Here is a 23,901-nt window from a genome sequence, read left to right as displayed (position 1 = left end):
TGGATATGCCGAAGGCCCTCCGATCGCTCGGAGGGCCTTCGTGTCGCTGTGACCCCAGCGGGATTCGAACCCGCGTTACCGCCGTGAGAGGGCGGCGTACTAGGCCGCTATACGATGGGGCCGATCCGTCCCGGAGGACGTCCTGGCAACCTCACAAGTCTGTCATGAGCGATCGACCGAATCCAAATCACGCGGCTTCCTCCGCGCGGGCGGGCGTGTCGCAGCATCCGCTTGCCGCCACGGGCGGAGGTGCGGTTGACTCGGAGGCATGCGCATCACCAAGTTCGAGCATGCCGCCCTCCGCATCGACGAGCAGGATGCCAGCCTGCTGATCGATCCCGGCTCGTTCACCGCGCCGATCGACGGGCTCGACCGGGTCGTCGCCGTGGTCATCACGCACGAGCACGCCGACCACTGGACGCCCGCGCACCTGGATGCCGTACTGACGTCCGCGCCGAATGCGAAGATCTTCGCACCCGCAGGCGTGGCGGCCGCCGCCGGCGACTACGACATCACCGTCGTCTCCCCCGGGGATGCCGTCAGCGCCGGGCCGTTCTCCCTGCGCTTCTTCGGCGGCACGCACGAGGTCATCCACTCCTCACTGCCCGTGGTGGACAACGTCGGAGTGCTGGTGAACGACGCCGTGTACTACCCGGGCGACTCGTACGCCGTCCCGGGCGGAGTCGACGTCGACGTGCTGGCCGCACCGCTGAGCGCCCCGTGGCTGCGCATCGGCGACGCCTTCGACTTCGTCACCGCGGTCCACGCCCGACGAGTCTTCGGCACGCACGACATCCCGCTGTCCGACATCGGCCGCAGCATGCACCGCGGTCACCTGCAGCGCGCCGTCGACGGCTATGGCGGGCAGTTCCTCGCGTTGAACCCGGGCGACGTCCTGGACGTCTGAGACGGCTGCCCTCAGCTGAGACCGGGCTGCGCGGCCCGCACGCGCAGATCGCGAGCCAGGTCGTCGCGCGCCTCGATCACCAGACGGCGCAGCGCGCCGGGAGCGTCCGCGTTCTGCTCCAGCCACGCGTCGACGAGCTCGGTGCCGGTCGTGTCCGGAAACAGTCCGACGACCAGTCGCTTGGCCAGTTCGATCGACCGGGTCTCCCACGCCTCGCGGATGCGCGAGAAGTACTCCTCGTCGAACGAGGCGATCAGGTCACGCCGTCCGCCGGCACGGAAGCCCGCGATCGTCGCGGAGAGGTGATCGTTGCTGAGAGTCCGGTCGTTCCAGGCGGACTCCCATGCGGCGGCCCGCGTCTCGGCATCCGGCAGCGAGGCCAGCGCGCGGATCTCCGCTGTCCTGCCCGCGGCGGTGTCGTCGGTGGCGCGCTCGGTGCTGATCTCAGCGGCCGTGGCGTCGCCGGTGGTCGCCAGTGCCGTCAGCATGAGCCAGCGCAGGTCCGCGTCGACAGGGAGACCCTGCGGGGTGTCGCCGTTCAGGATGCCGCGCACGGCATCCCTGTGGCCGGCGTCGTAGGCGGATGCCGCGGCGAACGCCCGCGCCCAGGCCAGCTGCGCGTCGCTGCCCGCATCCGCCGACTGCAGTGAGGTCCACGTCGAATCCACCCACGCCCGGCTCTGGCCCTCGCGCGCGTCGTCGGCGACGTAGTGCCGGACGGCGGCTGCCGCGTTCGCCAGCACGGCGCCCAGCAGAGCGACGTTCGGCTCCGCCGGAGCGTGCCGGCGGACGATGTCGAGGTAGCGCTCCGCGCTCAGCTCCCCGTCACGCGTGGCGTTCCACAGCGAAGACCACACCAGGCCGCGCACGAGGTCGTCCTCGAGCGTCGAGAGCGAATCGGAGACCGTCGCCAGCGAGCGCTCGTCCAGCCGCACCTTCGCGTAGGTCAGGTCGTCGTCGTTGAGCAGCACGAGATCGGCATCCGGCAGCTCCACCTCGGTGCGCTCGCCCTGGATGCCGAGCTCGATGCGCTCGCGCAGCGCCAGGCGCCCCTCGTTCAGGTCGTACACGCCGATGCGCAGGCGGTGCGGGCGGGGCCCCGCCACGCCACCGTCCTGCACGAGGAACCGGCGCCCCTCGGCATCCGTCTCCAGCCACAGGGCCGCGACGCCGCTGGTCTGAAGCCATGCGCGCGACCAGGCGTGCATGTCCTCGCCGGAGACCGCCTCGAGCTCGGAGAGCAGGTCGTCCAGGGTGGTGTTGCCGAAGGCGTGAGCGGCGAAGTAGCGGCGGGCGCCCTCGAAGAACGCGTCCTCGCCGACGTAGGCCACCAGCTGCTTGAGCACGGAGGCGCCCTTGGCGTACGTGATGCCGTCGAAGTTGAGCTTGGCGGCCTCGAGGTCGGGGATGTCGGCCACGATCGGATGCGTGGTCGGGAGCTGGTCCTGCCGGTACGCCCACGCCTTGCGCCCGTTGGCGAACCGCGCCCAGGCGTCGGTGAAACGCGTGGCGGCAGCGGATGCGTGCGCACCCATGTAGTCGGCGAACGACTCCTTCAGCCACAGGTCGTCCCACCACTTCATGGTCACCAGGTCGCCGAACCACATGTGGGCCATCTCGTGCAGGATCGTGTTGGCACGGGCCCCGCGCTGAGCGTCGGTGGCGGCGCCGCGGCTGATGTACGCCTCGGTGAAGGTCACCAGCCCCGGGTTCTCCATGGCGCCGAGGTTGTACTCCGGCACGAAGATCTGGTCGTACTTGCCCCACGGGTACGCGTAGGCGAACGCGTCGCTGAAGAAGTCCAGCCCCTGCCGCGTCACCTCGATGATCTCGTCGGCCTCGAGATGCTCGGCCAGCGACGTGCGGCACAGCACGCCGAGGGCGATGCGCTGCTCGCCGCGCGTCCACTCGCCGTCGATGCGCGCGTAAGGCCCGGCGGCCACAGCCGTGATGTAGCTGGAGATCGGCAGCGTGGGCGCGAACTCCACGCACTGCACGCCGATGCCGTCATACACGCGAACCGGCGACTGGTTGGACAGCACATGCCAGCCGGCCGGCGCGGTGATCTCGAACGTGTAGGCGGCCTTCATGTCGGGCTGCTCGAAGCACGCCATCACGCGGCGGGAGTCCGCAGGCTCGTACTGCGTGTACAGGTAGGTCTCGCCGTCGACGGGGTCGACGAAGCGGTGCATCCCCTCTCCCGAGCGGCTGTAGGCGGCCACGGCCTCGACACGCACCTCGTTGTGCTCCGCGAGTCCCGTGACGCGGATCCTCGCACCGTCGTAGTCCACGTCCTGCTGCGCACCGTTGACCGTCACCGCGGCGACCGTCTCGCCGATGAAGTCGATCCAGGTCGCATCGACGTCGGCGTCGAAGCTCAGCGTGGTGACCGACGGGAAGCCGGTGCGCGCCTGCTCCGGCGCGCCGCTGAGATCCAGCTCCACCCGGATGTCGTGCACCGTGATGTGCGATGCGCGATCGGCGGTCTCTTCACGGCTGAGGTTGGCTGTCACGTTCGCAGAACTCATTGCTCCATCGTGGCACGTCGACCGCAGCCGCGCGGGCTCGCCCGGATCCGTGCTCAGGCCATCGCAGCGACGGATGCCGCCTTCGCCAGTGCCTGTTCGAGATCCGCGGCGAGATCCTCGACGTTCTCCAGCCCGATCGACAACCGCACGATGTCCGCCCCGGGGCGCGCCTCCGGCGCCACCGGGCGGTGGGTGAGCGCGGCGGGATGCTGCAGCAGCGAGTCCACGCCGCCCAGCGAGACCGCGTGCGTGAACAGCCGCACGGCGCCGGTCAGCGCCTCAGCGGCGGCGTAGCCTCCGGCGAGGCGGATCGAGACCATGGCGCCGCCGCCGCGCATCTGCCCTCCGACGATCCCGCGGGCGTCGTCGAAGCCGGGGTAGAAGACCTCGGCCACGGCGGGGTTCTGCTGCAGCCGCAGGGCGAGCTCGTGCGCGGCTGCCTGCTGCGCCTGCATGCGCACGGGCAGCGTCGCGAGCCCGCGGTGCAGGAGGTAGGCGCCCAGCGGGTGCAGCAGTGCGCCGGTGATGGCGCGCACGCTGCGCAGAGCGCGGGCGGTCTCCTCGGAGCAGGCGATGACGCCGGCGATCACGTCTCCGTGTCCGCCGATGTACTTGGTGGCGCTGTGCAGCGACATGGCCGCTCCCAGGTCGAGCGGGTTCTGCAGCAGCGGGGTCGCGAACGTGTTGTCGACCATCACCGGCACGCCCTGTGCCTGCGCGACGACGGCTGCGATGTCGACGAGGTCCAGCGTCGGGTTGGCGGGGGTCTCCAGCACGATCAGCCCGGTGTCCTCGCGGAGGCTCGCGCCCACCTCCGCCTCGTGGCAGAAGGTGACCTCGGCGCCCAGCAGCCCCGAGTCCAGCAGATGATCGGTGCCGCCGTAGAGCGGCCGGACGGCCACGACGTGGTGCTTGCCTGCCGCGGTGGTGTGAGACAGGATCGCGGCAGTGGTCGCCGCCATGCCCGAGCTGAACGCCACAGCCGCCTCCGCGTGCTCCAGTTCGGCCAGGGCCTCCTCGAAGCGCGCCACCGTGGGATTCCACAGGCGCGCGTACACGTTGCCGCCCTCGGGCAGCGGATGCCCGCCCGTCGCCATCGACTCGTAGGAGTCGCCGCCGTGCAGGATGTCCGGCAGCGGGTTGGTCGATGACAGGTCGATGGGCGCGGCGTGCACGCCCAGTGCGGCGAAATCACCTCGCCCGGCGTGGACGGCGACGGTGTCAGGATGCAGCGGCAGATCGGACATGAGACCAGGATGCGCCGCGGAACGATCGGTTTCCAGCATCCTTGTCGTGCATGTCGGAATCAGCGGCTAGCGTTGTCGGCAGAGCAACAGATGAGGCCACGAAGGAGCGAGAGTTGACAGCACCGCATCCCCCGGGAGTGGACGAGCTCGATCTGCGAGTCCTGGCCGCGCTGTCGGCGAGGCCGGAGGCGCCGGTGAAGCAGCTGGCCGCGACCCTCGGCATCCCGGCATCCACCTGCGCGTTCCGACTGCGGTCGCTGCGATCGCGCGGAGTGATCGAGGGTCTGCGGGTGGAGCTGGACCCGGCAGCTCTGGGCGCCGCCGTCCAGGCGATGATCCGGGTCCGGTTGGCCAGCCACAGCAAGAGCGGCGTGGATGCCCTGTTCGACGCCCTCACGGCCACGCCGGGCGTGCTGCAGGTGTTCCACATCGCCGGCGCCGACGACTTCATCGTCCACGTCGCCGTCCCCGACGCTGTGGCGCTGCGCGACATCGTGCTGGAGCACATCACCGTGCACGACGTTGTGCGCGCCACCGAGACGCAACTGGTGTTCGAACGCCGCCAGGGTGCGGGCATCCTCGCGTCGCTGTCGCGTTAAGCCGTCGCCGCGTCGCGCGCCTGCGGCCGGTCGGGCCTGCGGAACGCCGTGCGCATGTGGTCGCCGATGAGGATGTCGGCGACGCCGATCATGATGAGGCTGAAGATGATCTGCTCGGTGACCATCCACGCCGGATAGAGGTTCGGGATGGCCGCCATCACCAGGGTGATGATCGGGAAGATCTGCGCGAACAGGCGCAGTCGCTGGTAGGCCCAGTACCAGCCCCGCGAAGCCCGCCACGAGAAGTAGAACAGCGTCACGGTCATGCCGAGCACGACCACGCTGCGCATCCAGACCGCGAACGGCACCTGCCCATGGTTCAGCGCGATGACGACGGCGACGATCACGGCGGCGAAGCCGAGCAGGACCTCGACGGCCAGCAGCCAGGTGATCCAGGTGAACGCCCGCTTGGTCTTGCGATGCTCGAGCATCTCGACGGGCACCTCGAGGTCGGCGTGCCGTCCCCCGGCGATCCGGTCGAGGCGGCGCAGCAGGGGTTCGAGAGTCACGACGGAATGCTAGCCCCGCAGGTGATGAGCGAGATGAGCGCCGGTGACGGATGCCGGGTCGGCGGCGATATGCTCGGGCGTGCCGGTCACGACGATCCTGCCTCCCTCCGCGCCGCCTCCCGGGCCCATGTCGATCACGTGATCGGCGTTGGCGATCAGATCCAGGTCGTGCTCGATGACGATGACCGTCGCGCCGCGGGCGACCAGTCGGTCGAAGACCGCCAGGAGCGTCCGCACGTCCAGCGGATGCAGACCAACGCTGGGCTCATCGAGCACGAACACGGCATCCGTCTGATCGCGGTGCATCTGGCTGACGAGTTTCAGTCGCTGCGCCTCTCCCCCGGACAGCGCGGGCGTGGACTCGCCGAGCGTCAGATATCCGAGGCCCAGCTCGTCGAACGCCTTCAGCCGCTTGTGCACGCGCGGCAGGTCCGACGTGTGCGCGAGCGCCTCGCCGATGGTCAGCCGCAGCAGTGCGGGCAGCGAGATGCCCCCACGAGTGATCGCGTCGGCCGCCGGTGCGAAGCGGCTGCCCTCGCACTCCGGGCACACGATGTCGACGTCGGGCAGGAACTGCACATCCAGCGAGATCTCGCCGGTGCCCTCGCAGCGCGGGCAGGACAGCGAGCCGGTGTTGTACGAGAAGTCGGATGCCGAAAGTCCCGCCTGCGCGGCGGCATCCGTCGCGGCGTAGGCCTTGCGCAGTTCGTCCATCACACCGGAGTAGGTCGCGACGGTCGAGCGCACGTTGATGCCGATGGGCGTGGCATCCACGACATGCACCTTCAGGTGCTCGGGACCGGTGAAAGTCCGCACGTGCGCAGGCATCCGGGCGCCGCCCGCCTTCAGCGCCGGCACCAGGGAATCCAGCACGAGCGTGGTCTTGCCGGAGCCGGAGACACCGGTGACGGCGGTGAGCCGGCCGATGGGGAATGCCGCCTGCAGCGGATGAACCGTGTGGATGGCATCCGTCGCGATCTCGATGGAGCCGTGTGCGAAGACGGCATCTGCTGCGCTGCGCTCCCGCATCACCACCGGCTCGGCACCGGTGAGGAAGCCTGCCAGCCGGGACGCCGTCCCCAGGGCATCCGGAGCGCCCTCGGCGATCACCCGCCCGCCGAGCGCTCCCGAACCCGGGCCGATCTCGACCAGCCAGTCCGCCTCGCGGAGGATCTGGACATCGTGGTCGACGAACACGACCGAATTGCCGTCGGAGAGCAGATCGCGCATGACGCCGATCAACCCCTCGACGTTGGCCGGATGCAGGCCGATGGACGGCTCGTCGAGCACGTAGAGCACCCCGGTGGTGCGGTTGCGCACGGCTCGGGCCAACTGTGCGCGCTGCCGCTCGCCGGTGGAGAGCGTGGCGCCGGCGCGGTCCAGGGAGAGGTAGCCGAGGCCCAACTCGACCAGCCGCTGCGCCATGGCCAGCAGCGTGTCGATGAGGTCGGATGCCAGGGACTGCATCTCCTGCGGCAGTCCGTCGGCGATGCCGGGCGCCCAGGCCAGCAGCTCGTCGAGCGTCATGGCGGTGACATCAGCCAGGCCCAGGTCGCCGATCCGCGGCGCTCGGGCGGCCGGGCTCAGCCGCGTGCCGTCGCAGTCGGGGCAGACGCTCTCAGCGAGGAACCTGCTCACGCGGGCGAGGCGCTTCTCGTCGACAGCGCGCTTGAGCTCTTCGGTCACGGTGAGCCGGGCGTTGCGGAACGTGAAGTCCAGCTCGTGCACGCCCTTGCGGCTCGTGACCGTGATGTGCTTCTTCTCCTCGGGGCCGCTCAGCACGATCTCGCGATCGGCATCCGAGAGATCCGACCAGGGCACGTCGGTGCGCACGCCGAACTCGCGGGCGATGTCGGGCTGCACGTTGAAGCCGAACATCCGCCAGGGAGCGACAGCCCCGCCGTCCAGCGTCTTGGAGGGGTCCGGCACGAGCGTGGCGTCGTCTACGGTGCGCACCACTCCGGTGCCCTGACAGGTCGGACACGCACCCTCGGAGTTGAACGCCAGGCTCTCAGCGCCGGGTGCGTGCACACGCTCCCCGCACTCGGGGCAGGAGAACGGCGTCTCAGCCGCGACGTCGAGGGTCGGCGGCACGTAGTGCCCGTTGGGACACACGTGCGAGGCCAGGCGCGAGAACATCAGGCGCAGCACGTTCAGCAGCTCGGTGGAGGTGCCGAACGTCGACCGCATCCCCGGCACCCCGGGGCGCTGGCGCAGCGCGAGGGCGGCGGGTACGTGCTCGACGGAGTCGACGGCGGCGTGCGGCGCCTGCGCCATCCGCCGGCGGGTGTAGGTGGACAGCGCCTCCAGGTAGCGTCGCGAGCCCTCGGCGTACAGCACGCCCAGCGCCAGCGACGACTTGCCCGATCCCGACACGCCGGCGATGCCCACCAGCTGACGCAACGGGATGTCGACATCCACACCGCACAGGTTGTGCACGCGCGCGCCGCGGACGGCGATGTGCTCCGGCTGGTCCTCCCCCGTCACGCGTTCAGGCGTTCGCCGCGGCGCCGCGCTTGGGCAGCACCCAGCCGGTGCGCGGGAAGTGGCAGGTGTAGCCGTCCGGGTAGCGCTCGAGGTAGTCCTGGTGCTCGGGCTCGGCCTCCCAGAACGGGCCTGGCTGCTCGATGGCGGTGACCGCCTTGCCCGGCCACAGGCCTGAGGCGTCGACGTCGGCGATGGTCTCGCGCGCCACGCGCTCCTGCTCGGCATCCAGGGGAAAGATCGCGGAGCGGTAGCTGGAGCCGATGTCGTTGCCCTGGCGGTTCAGCGTGGACGGGTCGTGGATCTGGAAGAAGAACGCCAGGATGTCGCGATACGTAGTCTTCGCAGGGTCGTAGACGATCTCCAGCGCCTCGGCGTGACCGGGGTGGTTCCGGTAGGTGGCGTGGTCGTTCTGGCCGCCGGTGTAGCCGACGCGGGTGGAGAGCACACCGGGCTGGCGGCGCACCAGGTCCTCCATGCCCCAGAAGCATCCGCCGGCGAGCACCGCCGTCTCGGCACCCTCCTGGCGGGTGATGGTTCCTGTGTCGTTGAGGCCGCTGGTCATTTGCTGTGCTCCTGGGTCGGTTCGTCGGGATCGGCTTCCATTCTCCTCTCGTTCTGGGGAATGCGGGCGATCCGCTCTAGGTTGGTGGGAGAACGCGGGTGTCCACGCCCGCCCGAGGCATTCGAGGAGAGTCATGCGTCCGTACCTGGACAAGTCCGCGCCGGAGGTTTGGAAGGCCATCGGCGCGTTCTCCGCGTCCGTCAAGCAGCACGCGGAGCTGAGCGGCCTGTCCGCGCAGGAGTCCGAGCTCATCAAGGTGCGAGCATCGCAGATCAATGCTTGTGCGTTCTGCCTCGACGTGCACTCCCGAGACGCCCGCGAGGCAGGGATCGTGCAGCAGAAGCTCGATCTGCTGCCGGCGTGGCGGGAGAGCGCGCTCTACACGGAGCGCGAGAAGGCGGTGCTGGCGGTCGCAGAGGCGGCGACCCGGATGCCGCTGAGCGAGGAGTCCAAGGCAGATCTGTCCGGTGCGCTCGCCGTGCTGGGAGAGGCTGCGTTCGCCGCCGCGGAGTGGGTCGCGCTGACGATCAACTCGTTCAACCGGCTCTCGATCCTCAGCGAGCACCCGGTGCGCCCGCGCGGGGCCGATGGGTCCGTGCTGCCGGGTTGAGCCGCGGCATCCGCTAGCCGCGCGGTCGCAGCTGCACGGTCGGCAGCGGCGGCGCGGGCAGCGGTGCCAGCTGGCCCTCCGCGTACGGGCCGAACAGCTCGGGCTTGCCGGCATCCCGCGGATCGGCCGCCTCGAAGCCCAGCTCGGCCTGGTATCGGCGGCGGAATTCGACGATCTCGTCGTGGCTGCGACCGATGAAGTTCCACCACATCACGATCCGCTCCCCCAGCGGCACTCCACCCAGCAGGATCACGCGCGCGCCCTCGGGTCCGGCCGCGAGGCGCACGGTGTCGGCGCCGGTCGGCGTGTAGCCCAGTTCGCGGTGCCGCAGCTCCGTGCCATTGAGCGTGATCGTGCCGGACTCGGCAAGCGCCGCGTGCTCGAAGTCGCTGCGGACGTCGAGGATCACCTCGGCACCCGGCTCGAGCATCAGCTCGGCACCCAGCAGATCAGGGGTGCGGGTGTCGACCGGCGAGGTGGAACCGGCCAGGGATCCGATGAACACCCGCAGGCTCGCGCCCGGCAGTGCGACGGGCTCGGGCGCGTAGTGCGCGAAGTCGTGCGCGGAGAATCGGGTGGACTCCGGCAGCGCGTACCAGAGCTGCACGCCGTGCAGCACGGTGGTGTCGGGGGTGCTGATCTCCTGGTGGGTGATGCCCTGCCCCGCGATCATGAGGTTCAGCTCGCCGGGCAGCACGGCGGCCTCGACGCCGTGCGAGTCGAGGTGGTCGATGCGGCCCGTGAACAGCCACGACACGGTCGCCAGCCCGGTGTGCGGGTGGCGGGGCACCTCCATGCCGCCGGTCTGCGCGACGTCGTCTGGTCCGTAGTGATCGAGGAAGCACCAGGCGCCCACCAGCGAGCGCTGCTTCTGCGGCAGTGTGCGGTACACCGTCATGGCGCGGATGCCGCCCAGCGGCACCTCGCGGGGGGTGAGCACCTCGACATCCGTGCACAGCTGGCCCGACTCCAGGACGCGCTCGGCCGGATTCGGCTCCTGGTTGCTCATGCCTGACAGCGTAACCGCAGCTCAGGCGTTCCGGATCGCGGAGATCACCATTCCGACGGGGATGCTGATCGCCAGCAGCACCAGCAGGATGCGGTAGCCGATCAGCAGCATCCGGTGCGCGACGTCGGAGGTGCGGATCGTCGCCAGGAACGCCAGCACGAGAGCTGCGACGAGGGTGCCGGAGGCGACGAAGACGAGGATCGTCGAGTGCACGACCGTACCGCCGACCACGCCGATGTGCCCCAGGTTCCACAGTGCGAACCACCACCAGTTCTGCGCGGGTCCGGTGCGGTGCCAGTGCTGCACGGCGATGCCCATCACGTACTGCGCGACGCCGGCGACCAGCACGAGGTACGCCGCGGCCCAGCTGCCCGCCTCCAGCTGCAGCGGGCCGGTGACGGCGGCGAGCATGCCGCCCGCGATGATCGCGATGGCGCCGACGACGCGGAATGCCTGCGAGGGACTGACGGATGCTGACGTGCTCACCCCTCGAATCTACGCGCGGCTCCTAGGGACGAGCCGTGCCGAGGGCCGGAGGCCGGCACTGCCCGGAGCCCTCCAGCGGGGCTCCGGGCGACCTCTCGTGCACGTGCGGGGCGTGAGCGGGGGCGAGCGCACCCTCTCCGTGATCCGCGTTCGCCGACTCGCCGCGGCGGGTCTGCGTCGTGAACCGTCGCCGCCCCGCCCTCGCCAGCCGGTGTCCGGCGCGTGCGCGGCCCCGACAGCCATGGCGCGATCGTCCCATCCCGCACCCTCGATGATCGCCGCGAACTGCGTCGCGACCCAATCGGGATCCTGCAGCAGCACCTCGAGGTCGGCCGACTTCACCGCTGTCGGATCATCCGCGCACCTCGTTCCGGCGTCGAGGATCATGTCTGCACCTCCTCTCCGTTGCAGAGCAGGCTCTCCGTTGCAGAGCGGGCTCTCCGTTGCAGAGCGGGCTCTCCGTTGCCGAGCGGGCTCTCCGTTGCCGAGCGGATTCTCTCCGCTTCGCCGGATGCGTCCGTCAGGCGCTGATGCTCTTCTGCTTCTCCTGACCGCTGGCGCTGTCGCCGCTGCTGATGCTGATCCTGCGTGGCTTGGCGCGCTCGGCGATGGGAATCCGCAGGCGCAGGACACCGGCCGTGTAGTCGGCGTCGACCTTGTCGGTGTCCAGCGCATCACCGAGCACCAGCTGGCGGCTGAAGACGCCCCAGGAGCGCTCGGTGGCCACCGCGTCTGCGGCGTCCGGCACATGGCTGAGGCGCTCGGCTCTGATCGTCAGGACGTTTCGCTCCACGTCGATATCCAGCTTGTCCGGATCGACCCCGGGAAGATCCAGCTCGACGACGAACTCGTCTCCGTCGCGCCATGCGTCCAGCGGCATGCTCGACGGCCGGGTGGCGGTGCCGAACACCTGCTGAGTGAGCCGGTCGAGGTCGCGGAATGGGTCGTGTTGCAACAGCATCTCTGAAACTCCTCCATCTCACTGGTCGGTTGCGGATCACTCGCTTATCTGTGACGAGTGATACAGATTTTATACATCACTGATCACAGAAAAAGCAAGTCGGTGGTCGCAGATCTTGACCGAGGAGTCACGAGCGGCGAGCGAGAGTTCACGCGGCGTGTACGGCATCACCGCCGCGGCTGCACGAGCGCAGGGGATTGCTGGAGCTGAGCCGCACTCCGTGCGGGACACGCCGCTGCAGCGAGGACGATCTGTCGGTCGTCCGCCGGGTCATCGAACTGCTGGAAGCCGGGCTCGATCTCGTGGGCATCATCGGGCTGGAGCAGTCCGCCCTGAAGGTCGACGCGCCCGCCGACTTGGGGATCATCGCCCAGGACCGCGAGATGGTCTGAGCCAACGCGATCTCTGGCGGGGCGTCGGATACTGCGGCATCCGGCGCCCCGATCATGTCAGTTGCGCGCGAGCGCAGCGACGACGAACCGCCCCGTCAGCGTGGCGGATACGGTCGGCTCGAGCATCACGCCGTCGAGACGGCGCAGGCCGTCGCCGTCGACGGATGCCGTGTCGCCGAGGGCGACGAGCACGACGATCCCGGCATCCGCGCTGACACGTCCCAGCCCGTCGACGATCTCGACGGCGCCCGTCCAACGGTCACGGCGGGCCATCACATTGAGATCGAGGAATCCGGATGCCCGAGGCGTGGCATCCACGGCATCCTCCCCGTCGAAGAAGATGACGGCCTCCTCCTCGAGCACTCTCTCACGTCCGCCGATGCGCAGATCGACGGCGCCGGGCCCCAGCGCGACCTGCCCTCGGCGCACGCCCGGGTAGGGGCTGTACGGCTGGGTCCCGGTGATCTCGGCGATGCTGACGCGCCATGTCCACTCCCCCGCGGCGTCGGCGTCGTCGAAGAGGTTGCGGGTGATGCCGCGGCCGTTCTTCCACGGGGTGGGGACGATGTCGGAGTACCGGACGATGACGGGCGCGCTCATGATGGCCCAGTCTTCCGCATCCGACGGCTTCGCACCCGCGGCTTCCGTGTCGCATCGCGCCGTTCCGGTGGCGGCTGACAGAACTGACGCGTGCAGAACGCCAGTGCCACCCGTGACATGGATCGGCTTCATTGTCCAGCCCGTGGCGCAGTCGGACACTCCGGCCGGATACTGCCTCGCATGAGTGAGAAAGAGTCTCTGCGCCGGGAACGGCAGCCTCCTGTTCCCGGTTCGCGATCGGATCCGACCATGGTGACGAACCAGCCTGCGCTGCGCAGCTCGCCCGGCACGATCTGGCTGGTGTGCTCGTGCGTCTTCGTCGTCGTGTGCCTGATCCCTCTCGTCGGCGTCATCGTGACGGGCGGCGCACCGGCGCCCGTTGCGATCGTCGCGGTGGCGCTGCTGGTGTGCCTGCTCGCGGCCATGTTCGCGGTGCGCTTCGCCGTCGCCTCCCAGCAGAGCCGTCTGCGCCTGCTGGCGGCATGCATGCTCGCCATGGCCGTCGTCGCGCTGGTCGGGCTGATGGTCTGCGTCACGATCGTGTGGACGTCAGTGCGCCCATGAGGGCGTCAGCACCCGCACACGCCAGCATGCGCGACAGCCTCAGGTGCGCTCACGGTTCCAGCGCACCGATCCCTGAGACCAGCTGCCGCGTCAGCTGATCGAGCTCGATGCGATCGGCGGGAGTGAGCAGGCCCGAGATCTCCTTCAGTAGGTCGTTGTGCCTGGTGATGGCGATGTCCGACTGACGCAGGCCCTCCGGCGTGAGCTGGATGTCGACACCGCGACGATCGGTGTCGTTAGGCACCCGCGCGATGAGACCCAGCTTCTCGAGTCGATCGAGCCGGCCCGTCATGGTGCCGGTCGTCATCAGCAGCGATCGGGCGATGGCCGTCGGAGAGAGCCGGTACGGCTCGCCGGAGCGACGCAGCGTGAGCACGACATCACCGTCGGCACGGCTCACGCCATACTCCTTCGCGAGGCGCTCGATGCGCGCGTTCACGAGGTCCGCGGCGTGACTGAGGCGAGCCATCAGCGTCATCGCCGCGAGGTCGACATCGGGCCGCTCCGCAGCCCACTGCCCCACCACGGTGTCGATCCTCTCGTTGTCATCCACGCTCGAATATTAGCTTGCACACGAGTTGCTCCTCAACTAACTTTATCCGAAGTAACTTGGACACGAGCTTTCTGCAGGACTTCATGAACGAAACGCTGACGCTCAGCGGCTCCGAGCAGATCGTCGTCGTCGAGAGCACGCCGGACCGCTTCGAGGTCGAGGCCACGTACGCCCCGCACGGTGCGCGGCCGCCGATGCACCTGCATCCGAATCACTCCGAGCAGTTCACCGTGCTGACCGGGACTCTCAGGGTCGGTCTGGCGGACAGCGAGCACGATTACACCGCGGGCGAGTCGTTCGACATCGGCGCAGGCATCGCTCATCACATGTGGAACGCCGGTGATGAGCCAGCTACGGTGCGCTGGATCAGCACGCCCGCGGGACGGGTCGAGTCGCTCTTCCGCTGCCTGGATGAGCTGCACCGACGCGGGAAGGCGAGCCTTGCCGCTCAGGCCGCTGTCCTGCGCCGGCACTCCGACGTGATGGTCCCCAGCTCGGCCGCCGCACGGATGCTGGTGCGCGTGCTCGGCGCTGTCTCCAGCCGGTAGCGGCGTTCCGAGGGCCGTCGAGATCCCGGGAAGCCGGAGCACGTCTCGATGACGCGCCGGCCATCAGGGAGTCCTGGCCTGCGGACTCCTGGCCGGTTCAGCCCAGGTCGACGATCTCGAACTCGAGCAGATCCGCCGCTGTCGAGAGCGTCGGGCTGTTCGGTCCGGCCGGAGCGTGCGGTGTGCGCTTGGCCCGCCAGGTCTGGAAGTCCTCCTCGGTCGCCCAGGTCGTCAGCACGAAGTAGCGATCCCCGCTGCCCGCAGGCCGCAGCAGTTGGAAGCCCTCGAAGCCGGGCTCCTGATCGACCGAGTGCTTGCGTGCCGCGAAGCGGGCTTCGAGCTCCGGGCCGGCACCGGCGGGAACACTGAGGACATTGATCTTCACCACGGACACGGGTGAACCTCCTTCTACGGGCAGGGGTTGCGCTTCCAGCCTGGCACGGCTTCCTAAGCTGGAAGCGTGAACATCTGCGTCTTCCTGTCCGCATCCGATCTCGACGAGCGCTACACCAGCGCCGCGCGTGAACTGGGCCGGCTGATCGCCGGGCGCGGGCACACTCTGGTCTGGGGCGCGAGCGAGTCAGGACTCATGAAGGTGCTGGCGGATGCCGTCGACGACGCCGGCGGCCGGCTGATCGGCATCTCGGTGGAATTCCTCGCTGACAGGGCCCGCGCGCTGCAGGCGCCGAACGAGTTGGCGATCGCCCCCGACCTCGCCGAGCGCAAGGCGACTCTGCTCATGCGCAGCGACGCCGTGGTGGTGATGGTCGGAGGCAGCGGAACCCTCGACGAGGCGACCGATGTGCTCGAGCTGCGCAAGCACGGCCTGTACTCCAAACCGGTCGTCGTGCTCAACACCGACGGCTTCTACGACGGCCTGAAGCAGCAGTTCGTGCGCATGGACGAGGAGGGCTTCCTGCCGATCCCCCTCGACCAGTTCTGCACGTTCGTCGAGCAGCCGGCGGATGCGCTCGCCGTGATCGAACAGGCCGGCGTCTGATCGCGGCATCCCTCAGGAAACAGAATCGCGGGGGCTTCCACCTCGCTGATATAAGGGGCCCTGCTCGAACCGCGGGAAGGAACTCGATCAGTTCGCGGTGAGGTGTGCGCGCTGTTCTATCAGCGGGCAGGTGAAGACGTCCCGTTCTCCGAGTCCGACGTGGTTGATGTATCTGATGACGATCGCATAGGAGGCGAACAGTCCGGTCTCGGTGTACGGCACGTCATGCGCGCGGCAGTAGTCCGCGATGATCGGCGCGGCGCGGCGCAGGTGCGGGCGGGGCATCGAGGGGAACAGATGATGCTCGATCTGGTAGTTCAGCCCGCCCATGGCGATGTCGAGGAACCGGGCGCCTCGGATGTTCCTGCTCATCATCACCTGCCGCCGCAGGAAATCCAGCTTCATCTCACGTGGCACGACGGGCATTCCTTTGTGGTTGGGCGCGAAGGACACTCCCATGTAGAACCCGAACAGCCCCAGCTGCACCGACAGGAAGACGAACGCGATTCCCGGCGAGAGCACGATGAACACCAGCGCCAGGTACCCGACCATCCGCAGCGCGAGGAACGTGATCTCCACCCAGCGCCGCTCCAGGCGTCCGCGGGCGAAGACGCGCCGCACGCTCGACGCGTGCAGGGAGATCCCTTCGAGAAACAGGATCGGGAAGAACAGCACCCCCTGGTGCGCGCGCATCCAGGTGATCAGCGGGTTGTGCTGCTGGGCCGCCGTCTCGGCAGTGACAGCGATGACCGGCAGTTCGATGTCGGGATCGGAGCCGAGCTTGTTCGGGTTCGCGTGATGTCGCGTGTGCTTGTGCTGCCACCATCCATAGCTCATGCCGACCAGCAGGTCGCCGAGGACCAGGCTGATCCAGTCGTTCCATCTGCCGGAGATGAAGATCTGCCGATGCGCGGCATCATGGCCGAGGAATGCGATCTGCGTGAAGACGATGGCGAGGACCGCGGCGGTGAAGAGCTGCCACCAGCTGTCCCCGATCCACACGAAGGCTCCGAGGCAGACGGCCAGCACGAGAGGTGCGCCGACGAGCTTCGACCAGTAGTAGCCCCGTACCGGCGGCGCAGCAGCCCGCGGTCGCGGACCTGCTGGGCCAGTTCGGTGAATGTGCTGGACCCGTGCGTCCCGCTTTCGCGGGGCCGCGTGCGGATCGTCGGACGGACGCCGTCCATGATGGCTTCTCTCCGGCGTCGTCCTACATGCGGACGGCGCCTCCTTCGTCGAACCAATCGGCGATGCGCGCATCGTCATCGGACGGAGTCTCGACCGGACGACGGACGAAGGTGACGGAATCGGCGAGGGCGGCGACGGATGCCGCACGCTGCTGTTCTCGGTCCGAGGCGTCCTGGTACCGGTGCGCTGCGATCATCCGCTCGGCTTGAAGGCCGGCGCTGATCTCGGCGAGCAGAGTGGCGAGCACCGCGCCGAGCCCGTCCCGGAGTTCTTCCAGGTTCGTATTCGCGATCTCCAGTCGCCGATCAGCGACGTGCAGTTCGACGGTCGGGAATCCGTTCGCCGACAGGTACGCGCGCGTCTGGCTTCCCTGGATCGCCGTGACCTCGTCGCGATCCGTCTTGCGTGTGAACACCGCTTCCACGGTGTAGCGGTCCGGCGCCTCAGCCGTCAGAAGCGTCGCGGGAAGCGAGCCGACGAGGACGGATCCCAGTCCCAGCAGTCCAGGGTCGTTCCCTGCGATCTTCACTTGTGTGTTCATGAACCGACGGTACGCCTCGAACATGTGTGCGCTCACAGGCAGCATCGCCCGGTGGGACATGTCGAAGAGCCCCCACCGGATCGCGCGTGTCCCCATCGACCGTCATCACGGTGAGAGCCCTCACCCCACGATGAGCCACCAGTTCCTCGCGAGAATCGGTGGCTCAGTCGCGAGACCACACCGGTCGCTGCTTCGCCGACAGTCTTCCTCTCAGCCGCCCTCGTCAGGGCTCTGCGAGTCGATGGGTTTCGGTTTCGACGCCCGTACGCGATCCTCGAGATCCGCACGCGCCGCAGTCTCCGCGGTTGCCGAGTACGGATGCCAGTGCAGCCCCACGGCACGATCCCAGCTGGTCTCCCCCTCGCCCGGGGCGCGCGGACGGCGCGTGACTCCGCCGTCGCTCGCCGGTGTGGTCGCTTCGCGGTCGGCATCCTCTTCGGGCAGACTCTCACTGTTCATCTGCCGGACCGTACGCGTCCGACATGTATGCGCTCACAGGTTCGAGACGGTCGGAGACCGTCTTGCTGTGAATCTGTCCCGTTCTGGCCGTCTGCCTGCAATGACGCGTACGGTGAGGACTATGTGGACAGTACTCGTGATCCTGCTTGTGGCATGGGTGGTGCTGTCAGTCGTCGGATTCGTATTCCAGGGTCTGCTGTGGCTGGCCATCATCGGAATCGTGCTCTTCATCGGCACGCTCATCTTCGGAATCCTCCGTCACCGGGCCAAGCGCACGGCAGCCTGAGTCTCGTCAGGCAGCATCCGCCCGGGTGCAGATGTCGAGAGCTGCTGCTCTGACGGTGATCCGCGCGCGCGTGACCAGCCCGAAACCATCTCCGTCCAGTTCGATCCCGCGCGGAGTGTCGAACCGGGCGTCGAACCTCGTGCCCTGCGCGTACCCCAGCGCTTTCAGGTCCGGTGCGAGGCCGAGCACGTTCCGACCGAACCGAGACCGGCCCGCGAGGCCGTGAAGGGTCAGGCGGGTCCCGATCCCCGCCCATCCCAGTCGACCCTTCGGACGGAACATCACCACATCCAGCAGTCCGTCGTCGACCTTCGCATTCGGGATCAACAGCATGTTGCCCGTAAGAGTCCCGCAGTTGCCGACGATCACCGTGTGCGCACGCGTCGACCGCACATGCCCTGCGTCGACGCGATAGTCCAGATGGAACAGACGGTTCGCGATGACCGATCGCGCGATCGGCGCCACATACGCCATCCATCCCAGGCGCTTCTTCGCCAGCACGGTCGTGTTCTCAGCCATCTCCGCATCGAGTCCGATGCCGGCCATGACCAGGAACAGGTGCGTGCGCCGCTCTCCGGTCTCGTTCTCGAGCTCGGCCACGCCCACGTCTATCGCTCTGGTCGCTCCCGAGAACGCCGTAGCGACCGCGTCATCGACGTCATTCAACGGTAGTCCGAGGTTTCGGGCCAGGAGATTCCCGGTTCCGGCGGGCAGCAGCGCCATCGGCGCACCAGTCCCGTGCACGACCTCGGCGACCGTCCGCACCGTGCCGTCTCCACCGGCGACGATCACCAACGTCGGGTCGCCGGCGAGCGCGTCCTCGGCGGCACGAACCCCCGAATCCTCGCTGCTCGTCTCATACCAGCGAGACGACTCCCAGCCGTGCGCACGCTCCTGCTCGCCAACAGCGCGGCGGACCTGGTCAAGGCGCACTTTGACCGGGTTGTACACGACCGCCGCACGCTGTGTCCGCATCCCCCGAGCGTACGCGCGCAGACAGGACCGATCAGGAGCCGACCTGAAATTCAATCAAAGGACGAACCAGAGCGCGCCGCCACCGGCACTCTTCCGATCGCGAAGCCCGATCATCCGCCTAGAAGGCGATCGCGTGCAGATCACGATCGAGCGCGACCAGGCCGACCGCCAGCTCCGCGAACCTCAGAGGCAGCGCGCAATCGAGGAGCGGAGAACAAGAACTCCCCGCCCGAAGGCAGGGAGTTCAGAGAAGTCAAAAACTGGTTCATTTGACCTTGGTTCGAGTGAGAACCGTCTGGCTGGCACTCTCGACCTCTGTTCAAACATTGCGCACGGCAGCTTTACCCCTGATGGACTGCGGAAATTGGCCATTCCTCGGCAGCGTCCGGACGGTTTGAACAAGCAAGTTTCGTACCGACCACAGGAGTTGTCGAAGCGGCTTGGCGCAGAGAAAGTTGAGGAGTTAGTGCGCCGAGTCAATGACGGTGAGAGCGTCAGATCATTGGCCCAGGAGCTTGGCGTCGCGAACTCGGCCTTGACCCGGATGCTGCGCGCCCAGGGCGCCTCCATCACGAAGCGGAAGGTGAGCGAGGACGAAGCAGCCAACTTGGCGAGCGAGTATGCGGCTGGCGCCACGATGGCCGAACTCGAGGAAAAGTACGGGCTGTCGCATGGCGCGGTGCTGCGCAGTCTGCATCGCAGCGGTGTCACGATGCGCGCAAGTGCCCCTCGGAGGCGGTAGATACTCCCTAAGCCGTCTCAGAACGCTCTTCGGCAAGAACTGATCGGACCAGCTGCAGCGAGACAACCTCGTCGACCTGCTTACCGAGCTTCCGAACGTTGCCCACGTTTGCGGCCAAGCGATGCAAGCCCCCTCGAAGCACATCCTCATCGAGTTGACCACGCTCTTCGTCATCCAGCTGGGACAGTCTGCGATCGAAGAGCTTGTCGATGATCTGCACAATCTGCGCTGGCTTGAGCTCTTCGTAGCGGATGAGGGCGTCGAAGCGTGAGTAAAGCGCGTCGCCCAATGTCTGTCGGATCTGGTTCTCGGATCCGTAGTTGGACGTACAGATGATGAGCGCGGGGCCGATTTCTAGCCGGTAGTTGCGATCCTCAAACACGCCTTCGTCGAACAGTTGATAGAACGCGCTGTGGAAGATGGGATTGGCCTTGTCAAACTCGTCGATGAGTATGACGCCTGACTCTCGATCGAGGAGGTCATGGGCAAAGGAGGCTTCGTTGTGATGTCCCCCGAACAGATACGACGCAAATCGGTCGTTCTGAAACATCGAGAACTGCTTTCTCATGAGTTCGTTCTGCTCACCGAGAAGTCCGTTCACAAACTGTGCCGTCTCCGTCTTGCCAACTCCAGACGGCCCATAGAACATGAGTACAACGGGCTTCTTTCGCCCTGCCGAAGTGAGTGGATAGAGCGCTGCGAGGAGTTGCTCCTTGACCGACTCCTGACCGATCAGATGGCTTGCGAAGCCATCGTGGACCTCAACCAATGTCTTGCGTGTCACTACGGGATACTCGTAGCGCTTGATGTCGTCCTTCTTGAGTCCGAAGACGCGCTGCATCTGGGTCTGGACGGCGACAGGCGGGTTGTGGAGATAAAGGTGTTCCGGATTGATCGCGCGAACCTGTCCTGCAAAGTTGGTGATGACGTGCTCGTTCAAGCTGGCGTAGTCGCTTGACTCGGCAACGACATATTTGGGACGTTTGGCTGCTTCAGGCTCGGGGATCTCTTGCCCCTCCATGCGGTGCCGGTGGAGACGGCTAGCCTCATCTCGTTCGATGACGATCTCAAGCAGACTCTTGTGATTCTTGCCCTTCGGCAGCTGCGCCTTGAACCATGAGAGCGGTCCGTAGTAGATGGTGACCTGCACGTCACCCTTCATGCTCGACCCCTGCAAGGACGATGTCGTAGACATCGAGAAGCGCATCCTCGGTGGTAGAAGTACCGTCAAGAATGTCCTTCGCAGAGAGCGATTCAGCGCCCGACACCTGAGACATCTCCGCCTGCATGTCGAGGCCGCCCTCGCTGGCTTTACCGACGCGAACACCGTGGAAGACCAGTTCCATGCGACTCAAGTCGGTAAGACCGTAGTTGTTGCGAAACGCTCGAATGTTGAAGCGGAGGACGCACTTCGTGCCCGACTCTTTGGCTTCACCAATGAGTTCGTAGTAGCCCTTGGCGCCAGCGAGAGCTTCGTCGAGACGCGAGAGATCGACAACGGCATCCTCAGTCTTCAGCGCGATCATGTACGGCGCATACATCTTCAGGAACGCCATCGAAACGTTAGGCGCAGTCACTCGCAGACCCCGTAGCTGCTGGATACTCTTGTCGTCCCGGGACCTCTCGAGATAGTCGGTCAGAATCGTATTGGAGAGCGTCTTGCTCAGAATGCTGCGCCCAGCAGCGGAGAGGCCGACTCCCGCTCCAGCTTCTGCAGACCCTCCAAGAAACGGCAGCCAGCTGAGCTTGGCGACCAACTTTGCTTCGACGTCAGTATGCGCAGACTTCGCACGTTCCTTGATCTTCTCAGTGGTGGCAGTCTCTCGGCCGCCAGCTGTGATGTCGAGGTAGTCAGACGCCGACTCCTCGTCGAAGTAGACGACCTTCGTCATCCTCTTTGAATGTTCGCTCTTAGATGCAGCCATCAGTTCTTACTCCCCATAGTGCCCCTGATTATGACAGCCGCCTCCGACACGTCAAGCGCAAGCACGATGACTGTCAGCGCTGCTTCTCCTGCAGTTCGCGCAGGAGTGATCCGTCCGTGTCGCTAATCGACAGCTCAACGATCGCCTTGGCGAGCAGACGAAGGTCCGGCTTGGGTCGAACGACTGCGGCGATACGAACCCCACGGGACTTGGCGGTCCGAGGTGAAGGTTGGCTCGCTATCTTGCGAGCAGCCGCGAGACGCTGCTCGCGGAGCTCCTGACCAAGCAGGAGCGCTTCCAGGGCACGGCCGGCTTTCTGCGGCAGAGAAGGGAAGGCTTTAGTCATGGCGAAGCGGTGCTCCAAAGCATCGACGTCAGTAAACGACTCGGTCGGCGCGTAGAAGTCGTGGAGATCGTGCTGAGCCTGGAGGGGCACGTCTCCGAAGCCGATCGCATCACGATCGAACCACTCCTCAATAAGGAGACGGCGCTGAGCGAGATAGTCCTTGGAGGTCAGGCGCGGCATGTTGCTACTCACTATGAACCGCTCACTTGGGATTGCAAGCGTGAGCAGAAGCAAGAAGCTTGGAATCGGAGTGGATTACGTTGCAATCCGTACAACACCATCGGTACATCCGACAGAGGTGACGGTTTGAACAAGAAAGTGTACCGATAACCAAACCCCATTCCGGACTCGAACCATGAAAAACAGGGGTCAGCGGGCAAATCGGTCAGCACGGGCCAAATCCGAGCGTACCGTTCAAACTAAAAATAACCCCTGTTGAGGGGCTATTTTTGAAACATAAGTGCGTCTATGGCTGGCACTCTCGACCTCTGTTCAAACATTGCGCGCGGCAGCTTTACCCCTGATGGTCTGCGAAAACTGGCCCTTTCTCGGCAGCGCTCCGATGGTTTGAACAAGCAAGTTTCGTACCGACCACAGGAGTTGTCGAAGCGACTGGGTGAAGCAAAGGTGGCGGAGTTGGTACGCCGCGCACAGGCAGGTGAGAGCGCCCGGTCGCTGGCCAATGAGCTTGGCGTCGCCAACTCCGCACTGACCCGGATGTTGCGTGCACAGGGCGTCACGATTCGGAAACAGCAGGTGAGTGACGCGACCGCTCGGCAGCTCGCGGAGGAGTACGAGGCCGGCCTGACGGTGCGCGAGCTCGAGGCAAGGCACGGGCTATCGCATGGCGCTGTACTTCGGAGTTTGCACAAGAGTGGAGTAGATATGCGAGCGAAAGCACCGCGAACTCGCTAAAGATGTCTCTGCCGCTGCTTCTGCTGCAGTTCACGAAGGAGCGATCCATCTGTGTCACTGACAGACAACTCAACGAGCGCCTTCGCTAGAAGGCGGAGATCAGTCTTCGGCCGCACGACAGCAGCGATGCGTACGCCACTCGTCCTCGACGTCCGCTTCGGAGGAGTGGACGCAACTTGTCGAACCGCGACGCGTTGCAGGTGGACCTCCCGCCCGAGCAGTAGCGCTTGCAGTGCACGACCAGCTTTCTGCGGCAAGGAAGGGAAGGCTTTGGTCATGGCGGCACGGTGCTTCAGCACATCAGCATCGCTGAGCGGTTCGGTGGGAGCGTAGAAGTCGTGGAGATCGTGCTGCCCCCGGAGAGGCACTTCGGCGAAGGCGATCGCGTCATGCTCGTACCACTCCTCGATGAGGAGTCGGCGCTGAGCGAGGTAGTCCTTTGAGGTCAATCGCGGCATAGTAGGTGCTTACTATGAACCAATCCCCCGCGATTGCAAGCATGAGCAACACATGACACATCTTTACGAAGCAACGCTAATAGTCCATATTGAGAAGTAACTATGAGCAATAGCCCAAAACGACACCATCACTTGGCGCAGACCATCCAGCGCAACTTTCTGGAGAAGGGGAAGGAAAAGCTGTGGTGGTATTCCCGCGAGCAAAACTCGTACGAGGAACGAACGACCTATGGCATCGCCCACGCGCGTCATACTTATACATTCTCGGCAGTGGCAGGAGATGAGCGCTACGCGCTCGAACGAGCCTTCGGGAAGATCGAGGACGCGGCGAGCCAAGCTCTGAAGAAGCTAGAAAAGTCAAAAAATCCGACCCAATCAGAACGAAATGCTATCGCAGAACTCGTCGGGTTTCAGTATCTTCGCACTCCGTCAAAGATTGCGGTCATTCAGGGCTCTTCGGAATCAAGGGTGTAGGTGGGGTCTGAATCCTCCGGCTTCGAGTAG

Annotated in this window: 29 protein-coding genes, 1 tRNA gene and 1 pseudogene; 11 read left to right on the top strand and 20 right to left on the bottom strand. The window is 66.4% G+C overall.

The window, feature by feature from the left end; genetic code table 11:
- Positions 1-49 precede the first annotated feature (49 nt).
- Positions 50-122, bottom strand: a tRNA-Glu gene (locus Q0568_RS06700).
- A gap of 146 nt (positions 123-268) precedes the next feature.
- On the opposite strand from Q0568_RS06700, the gene Q0568_RS06695 reads away from it, so the two are divergent.
- Positions 269-907, top strand: a complete 639-nt coding sequence (locus Q0568_RS06695; protein WP_298864256.1) for an MBL fold metallo-hydrolase — start codon at positions 269-271, stop codon at positions 905-907.
- A gap of 11 nt (positions 908-918) precedes the next feature.
- Here Q0568_RS06695 and pepN read toward each other — a convergent pair whose 3' ends face one another.
- A complete protein-coding gene (gene pepN, locus Q0568_RS06690; RefSeq protein WP_298864253.1) occupies positions 919-3,435 on the bottom strand; it encodes an aminopeptidase N in 2,517 nt (838 codons plus the stop codon).
- A 53-nt stretch (positions 3,436-3,488) separates the two neighbouring features.
- Entirely contained in the window at positions 3,489-4,682 is a 1,194-nt protein-coding gene (locus Q0568_RS06685; protein WP_298864250.1) for a PLP-dependent aspartate aminotransferase family protein, read from the bottom strand.
- A 113-nt stretch (positions 4,683-4,795) separates the two neighbouring features.
- Between Q0568_RS06685 and Q0568_RS06680 the strand changes: the two genes are divergently transcribed.
- Complete coding sequence (locus tag Q0568_RS06680) at positions 4,796-5,281, top strand: Lrp/AsnC family transcriptional regulator (RefSeq protein WP_298864245.1); 486 nt, start codon at positions 4,796-4,798, stop codon at positions 5,279-5,281.
- On the opposite strand, the gene Q0568_RS06675 is transcribed toward Q0568_RS06680, so the two are convergent.
- From Q0568_RS06675 to msrA, 3 genes are read right to left on the bottom strand one after another with little or no spacing between them, the layout of a single operon-like run.
- Positions 5,278-5,790, bottom strand: coding sequence for a hypothetical protein (locus tag Q0568_RS06675; protein ID WP_298864242.1), 513 nt, complete (start codon positions 5,788-5,790; stop codon positions 5,278-5,280). The two genes, Q0568_RS06680 and Q0568_RS06675, sit on opposite strands and share 4 nt — an antisense overlap.
- Before the next feature lie 9 nt (positions 5,791-5,799).
- The gene (locus tag Q0568_RS06670) at positions 5,800-8,277 is read right to left on the bottom strand and encodes an excinuclease ABC subunit UvrA (RefSeq protein ID WP_298864239.1); all 2,478 of its coding nucleotides are present in this window, start codon (positions 8,275-8,277) and stop codon (positions 5,800-5,802) included.
- A 4-nt stretch (positions 8,278-8,281) separates the two neighbouring features.
- Complete coding sequence (gene msrA / locus Q0568_RS06665; protein ID WP_298864236.1) at positions 8,282-8,839, bottom strand: peptide-methionine (S)-S-oxide reductase MsrA; 558 nt, start codon at positions 8,837-8,839, stop codon at positions 8,282-8,284.
- Positions 8,840-8,972: 133 nt separating this feature from the next.
- Between msrA and Q0568_RS06660 the strand changes: the two genes are divergently transcribed.
- Entirely contained in the window at positions 8,973-9,449 is a 477-nt protein-coding gene (locus Q0568_RS06660) for a carboxymuconolactone decarboxylase family protein (protein WP_298864232.1), read from the top strand.
- Between the two features lie 13 nt (positions 9,450-9,462).
- Here the strand turns inward: Q0568_RS06660 and Q0568_RS06655 are convergent, their stop codons facing one another.
- The 3 genes from Q0568_RS06655 to Q0568_RS06645 form a co-directional block, all read right to left on the bottom strand.
- Entirely contained in the window at positions 9,463-10,458 is a 996-nt protein-coding gene (locus Q0568_RS06655) for a pirin family protein (protein WP_298864229.1), read from the bottom strand.
- Positions 10,459-10,479: 21 nt separating this feature from the next.
- A complete protein-coding gene (locus Q0568_RS06650; protein ID WP_298864226.1) occupies positions 10,480-10,944 on the bottom strand; it encodes a hypothetical protein in 465 nt (154 codons plus the stop codon).
- 520 nt (positions 10,945-11,464) lie between these two features.
- Positions 11,465-11,905: an Hsp20/alpha crystallin family protein gene (locus Q0568_RS06645; protein ID WP_298864223.1), complete on the bottom strand. Its 441-nt coding sequence runs from the start codon at positions 11,903-11,905 to the stop codon at positions 11,465-11,467.
- A 197-nt stretch (positions 11,906-12,102) separates the two neighbouring features.
- Between Q0568_RS06645 and Q0568_RS06640 the strand changes: the two genes are divergently transcribed.
- Positions 12,103-12,297: a hypothetical protein gene (locus tag Q0568_RS06640; RefSeq protein WP_298864220.1), complete on the top strand. Its 195-nt coding sequence runs from the start codon at positions 12,103-12,105 to the stop codon at positions 12,295-12,297.
- A gap of 57 nt (positions 12,298-12,354) precedes the next feature.
- On the opposite strand, the gene Q0568_RS06635 is transcribed toward Q0568_RS06640, so the two are convergent.
- Positions 12,355-12,897 carry a HutD family protein gene (locus tag Q0568_RS06635; protein WP_298864217.1) on the bottom strand — a complete coding sequence of 181 codons (543 nt, stop codon included), beginning with the start codon at positions 12,895-12,897 and terminating at the stop codon, positions 12,355-12,357.
- A 249-nt stretch (positions 12,898-13,146) separates the two neighbouring features.
- Here Q0568_RS06635 and Q0568_RS06630 point away from each other — a divergent pair, with 249 nt between their 5' ends.
- Positions 13,147-13,461, top strand: a complete 315-nt coding sequence (locus Q0568_RS06630) for a hypothetical protein (protein ID WP_298864214.1) — start codon at positions 13,147-13,149, stop codon at positions 13,459-13,461.
- A 49-nt stretch (positions 13,462-13,510) separates the two neighbouring features.
- Here the strand turns inward: Q0568_RS06630 and Q0568_RS06625 are convergent, their stop codons facing one another.
- A complete protein-coding gene (locus Q0568_RS06625) occupies positions 13,511-14,014 on the bottom strand; it encodes a MarR family transcriptional regulator (RefSeq protein ID WP_298864211.1) in 504 nt (167 codons plus the stop codon).
- 83 nt (positions 14,015-14,097) lie between these two features.
- Here Q0568_RS06625 and Q0568_RS06620 point away from each other — a divergent pair, with 83 nt between their 5' ends.
- Positions 14,098-14,562 (top strand): cupin domain-containing protein, encoded by a 465-nt coding sequence (locus Q0568_RS06620; protein WP_298864208.1) that lies wholly within the window; start codon positions 14,098-14,100, stop codon positions 14,560-14,562.
- Between the two features lie 97 nt (positions 14,563-14,659).
- Here the strand turns inward: Q0568_RS06620 and Q0568_RS06615 are convergent, their stop codons facing one another.
- Positions 14,660-14,956, bottom strand: a complete 297-nt coding sequence (locus tag Q0568_RS06615) for an antibiotic biosynthesis monooxygenase (RefSeq protein ID WP_298864205.1) — start codon at positions 14,954-14,956, stop codon at positions 14,660-14,662.
- A 66-nt stretch (positions 14,957-15,022) separates the two neighbouring features.
- On the opposite strand from Q0568_RS06615, the gene Q0568_RS06610 reads away from it, so the two are divergent.
- A complete protein-coding gene (locus tag Q0568_RS06610; RefSeq protein ID WP_298864203.1) occupies positions 15,023-15,562 on the top strand; it encodes a TIGR00730 family Rossman fold protein in 540 nt (179 codons plus the stop codon).
- 87 nt (positions 15,563-15,649) lie between these two features.
- Here Q0568_RS06610 and Q0568_RS06605 read toward each other — a convergent pair.
- From Q0568_RS06605 to Q0568_RS06595, 3 genes and pseudogenes are all read right to left on the bottom strand, one after another.
- Positions 15,650-16,749, bottom strand: a pseudogene (locus Q0568_RS06605) (acyl-CoA desaturase).
- Between the two features lie 23 nt (positions 16,750-16,772).
- Positions 16,773-17,291 carry a hypothetical protein gene (locus Q0568_RS06600; protein WP_298864200.1) on the bottom strand — a complete coding sequence of 173 codons (519 nt, stop codon included), beginning with the start codon at positions 17,289-17,291 and terminating at the stop codon, positions 16,773-16,775.
- A 210-nt stretch (positions 17,292-17,501) separates the two neighbouring features.
- Positions 17,502-17,750, bottom strand: a complete 249-nt coding sequence (locus tag Q0568_RS06595; RefSeq protein ID WP_298864195.1) for a hypothetical protein — start codon at positions 17,748-17,750, stop codon at positions 17,502-17,504.
- A 121-nt stretch (positions 17,751-17,871) separates the two neighbouring features.
- On the opposite strand from Q0568_RS06595, the gene Q0568_RS06590 reads away from it, so the two are divergent.
- Positions 17,872-18,036: a hypothetical protein gene (locus Q0568_RS06590; protein ID WP_298864192.1), complete on the top strand. Its 165-nt coding sequence runs from the start codon at positions 17,872-17,874 to the stop codon at positions 18,034-18,036.
- Between the two features lie 6 nt (positions 18,037-18,042).
- Here the strand turns inward: Q0568_RS06590 and Q0568_RS06585 are convergent, their stop codons facing one another.
- The gene (locus Q0568_RS06585) at positions 18,043-19,011 is read right to left on the bottom strand and encodes a diacylglycerol kinase family protein (RefSeq protein ID WP_298864189.1); all 969 of its coding nucleotides are present in this window, start codon (positions 19,009-19,011) and stop codon (positions 18,043-18,045) included.
- A 133-nt stretch (positions 19,012-19,144) separates the two neighbouring features.
- On the opposite strand from Q0568_RS06585, the gene Q0568_RS06580 reads away from it, so the two are divergent.
- Complete coding sequence (locus Q0568_RS06580; protein WP_298864186.1) at positions 19,145-19,753, top strand: hypothetical protein; 609 nt, start codon at positions 19,145-19,147, stop codon at positions 19,751-19,753.
- Positions 19,754-19,760: 7 nt separating this feature from the next.
- On the opposite strand, the gene Q0568_RS06575 is transcribed toward Q0568_RS06580, so the two are convergent.
- From Q0568_RS06575 to Q0568_RS06565, 3 genes are all read right to left on the bottom strand, one after another.
- Positions 19,761-20,915: an AAA family ATPase gene (locus tag Q0568_RS06575; protein ID WP_298864183.1), complete on the bottom strand. Its 1,155-nt coding sequence runs from the start codon at positions 20,913-20,915 to the stop codon at positions 19,761-19,763.
- On the bottom strand, positions 20,905-21,645 hold the full coding sequence (locus tag Q0568_RS06570) for a DUF6414 family protein (protein WP_298864180.1): 741 nt from the start codon (positions 21,643-21,645) through the stop codon (positions 20,905-20,907). The genes Q0568_RS06575 and Q0568_RS06570 overlap by 11 nt, the downstream gene beginning before the upstream one ends.
- 106 nt (positions 21,646-21,751) lie before the next feature.
- Entirely contained in the window at positions 21,752-22,204 is a 453-nt protein-coding gene (locus tag Q0568_RS06565; RefSeq protein ID WP_298864178.1) for a hypothetical protein, read from the bottom strand.
- 288 nt (positions 22,205-22,492) lie between these two features.
- Between Q0568_RS06565 and Q0568_RS06560 the strand changes: the two genes are divergently transcribed.
- The gene (locus Q0568_RS06560) at positions 22,493-22,939 is read left to right on the top strand and encodes a hypothetical protein (RefSeq protein ID WP_298864176.1); all 447 of its coding nucleotides are present in this window, start codon (positions 22,493-22,495) and stop codon (positions 22,937-22,939) included.
- Here Q0568_RS06560 and Q0568_RS06555 read toward each other — a convergent pair.
- The gene (locus tag Q0568_RS06555) at positions 22,936-23,388 is read right to left on the bottom strand and encodes a hypothetical protein (protein WP_298864173.1); all 453 of its coding nucleotides are present in this window, start codon (positions 23,386-23,388) and stop codon (positions 22,936-22,938) included. The genes Q0568_RS06560 and Q0568_RS06555 overlap by 4 nt on opposite strands.
- Positions 23,389-23,529: 141 nt before the next feature.
- Here Q0568_RS06555 and Q0568_RS06550 point away from each other — a divergent pair, with 141 nt between their 5' ends.
- Positions 23,530-23,871 (top strand): DUF4238 domain-containing protein, encoded by a 342-nt coding sequence (locus tag Q0568_RS06550; protein ID WP_298864170.1) that lies wholly within the window; start codon positions 23,530-23,532, stop codon positions 23,869-23,871.
- Positions 23,872-23,901: the final 30 nt, after the last annotated feature.

Origin of the sequence: uncultured Microbacterium sp. (assembly GCF_937927635.1) — a bacterium.
In the GTDB taxonomy this organism is placed as follows: Bacteria; Actinomycetota; Actinomycetes; order Actinomycetales; family Microbacteriaceae; genus Microbacterium.
Note: the sequence above shows the minus strand (reverse complement) of the source record. Positions and strands in the feature narration are given on the sequence as shown.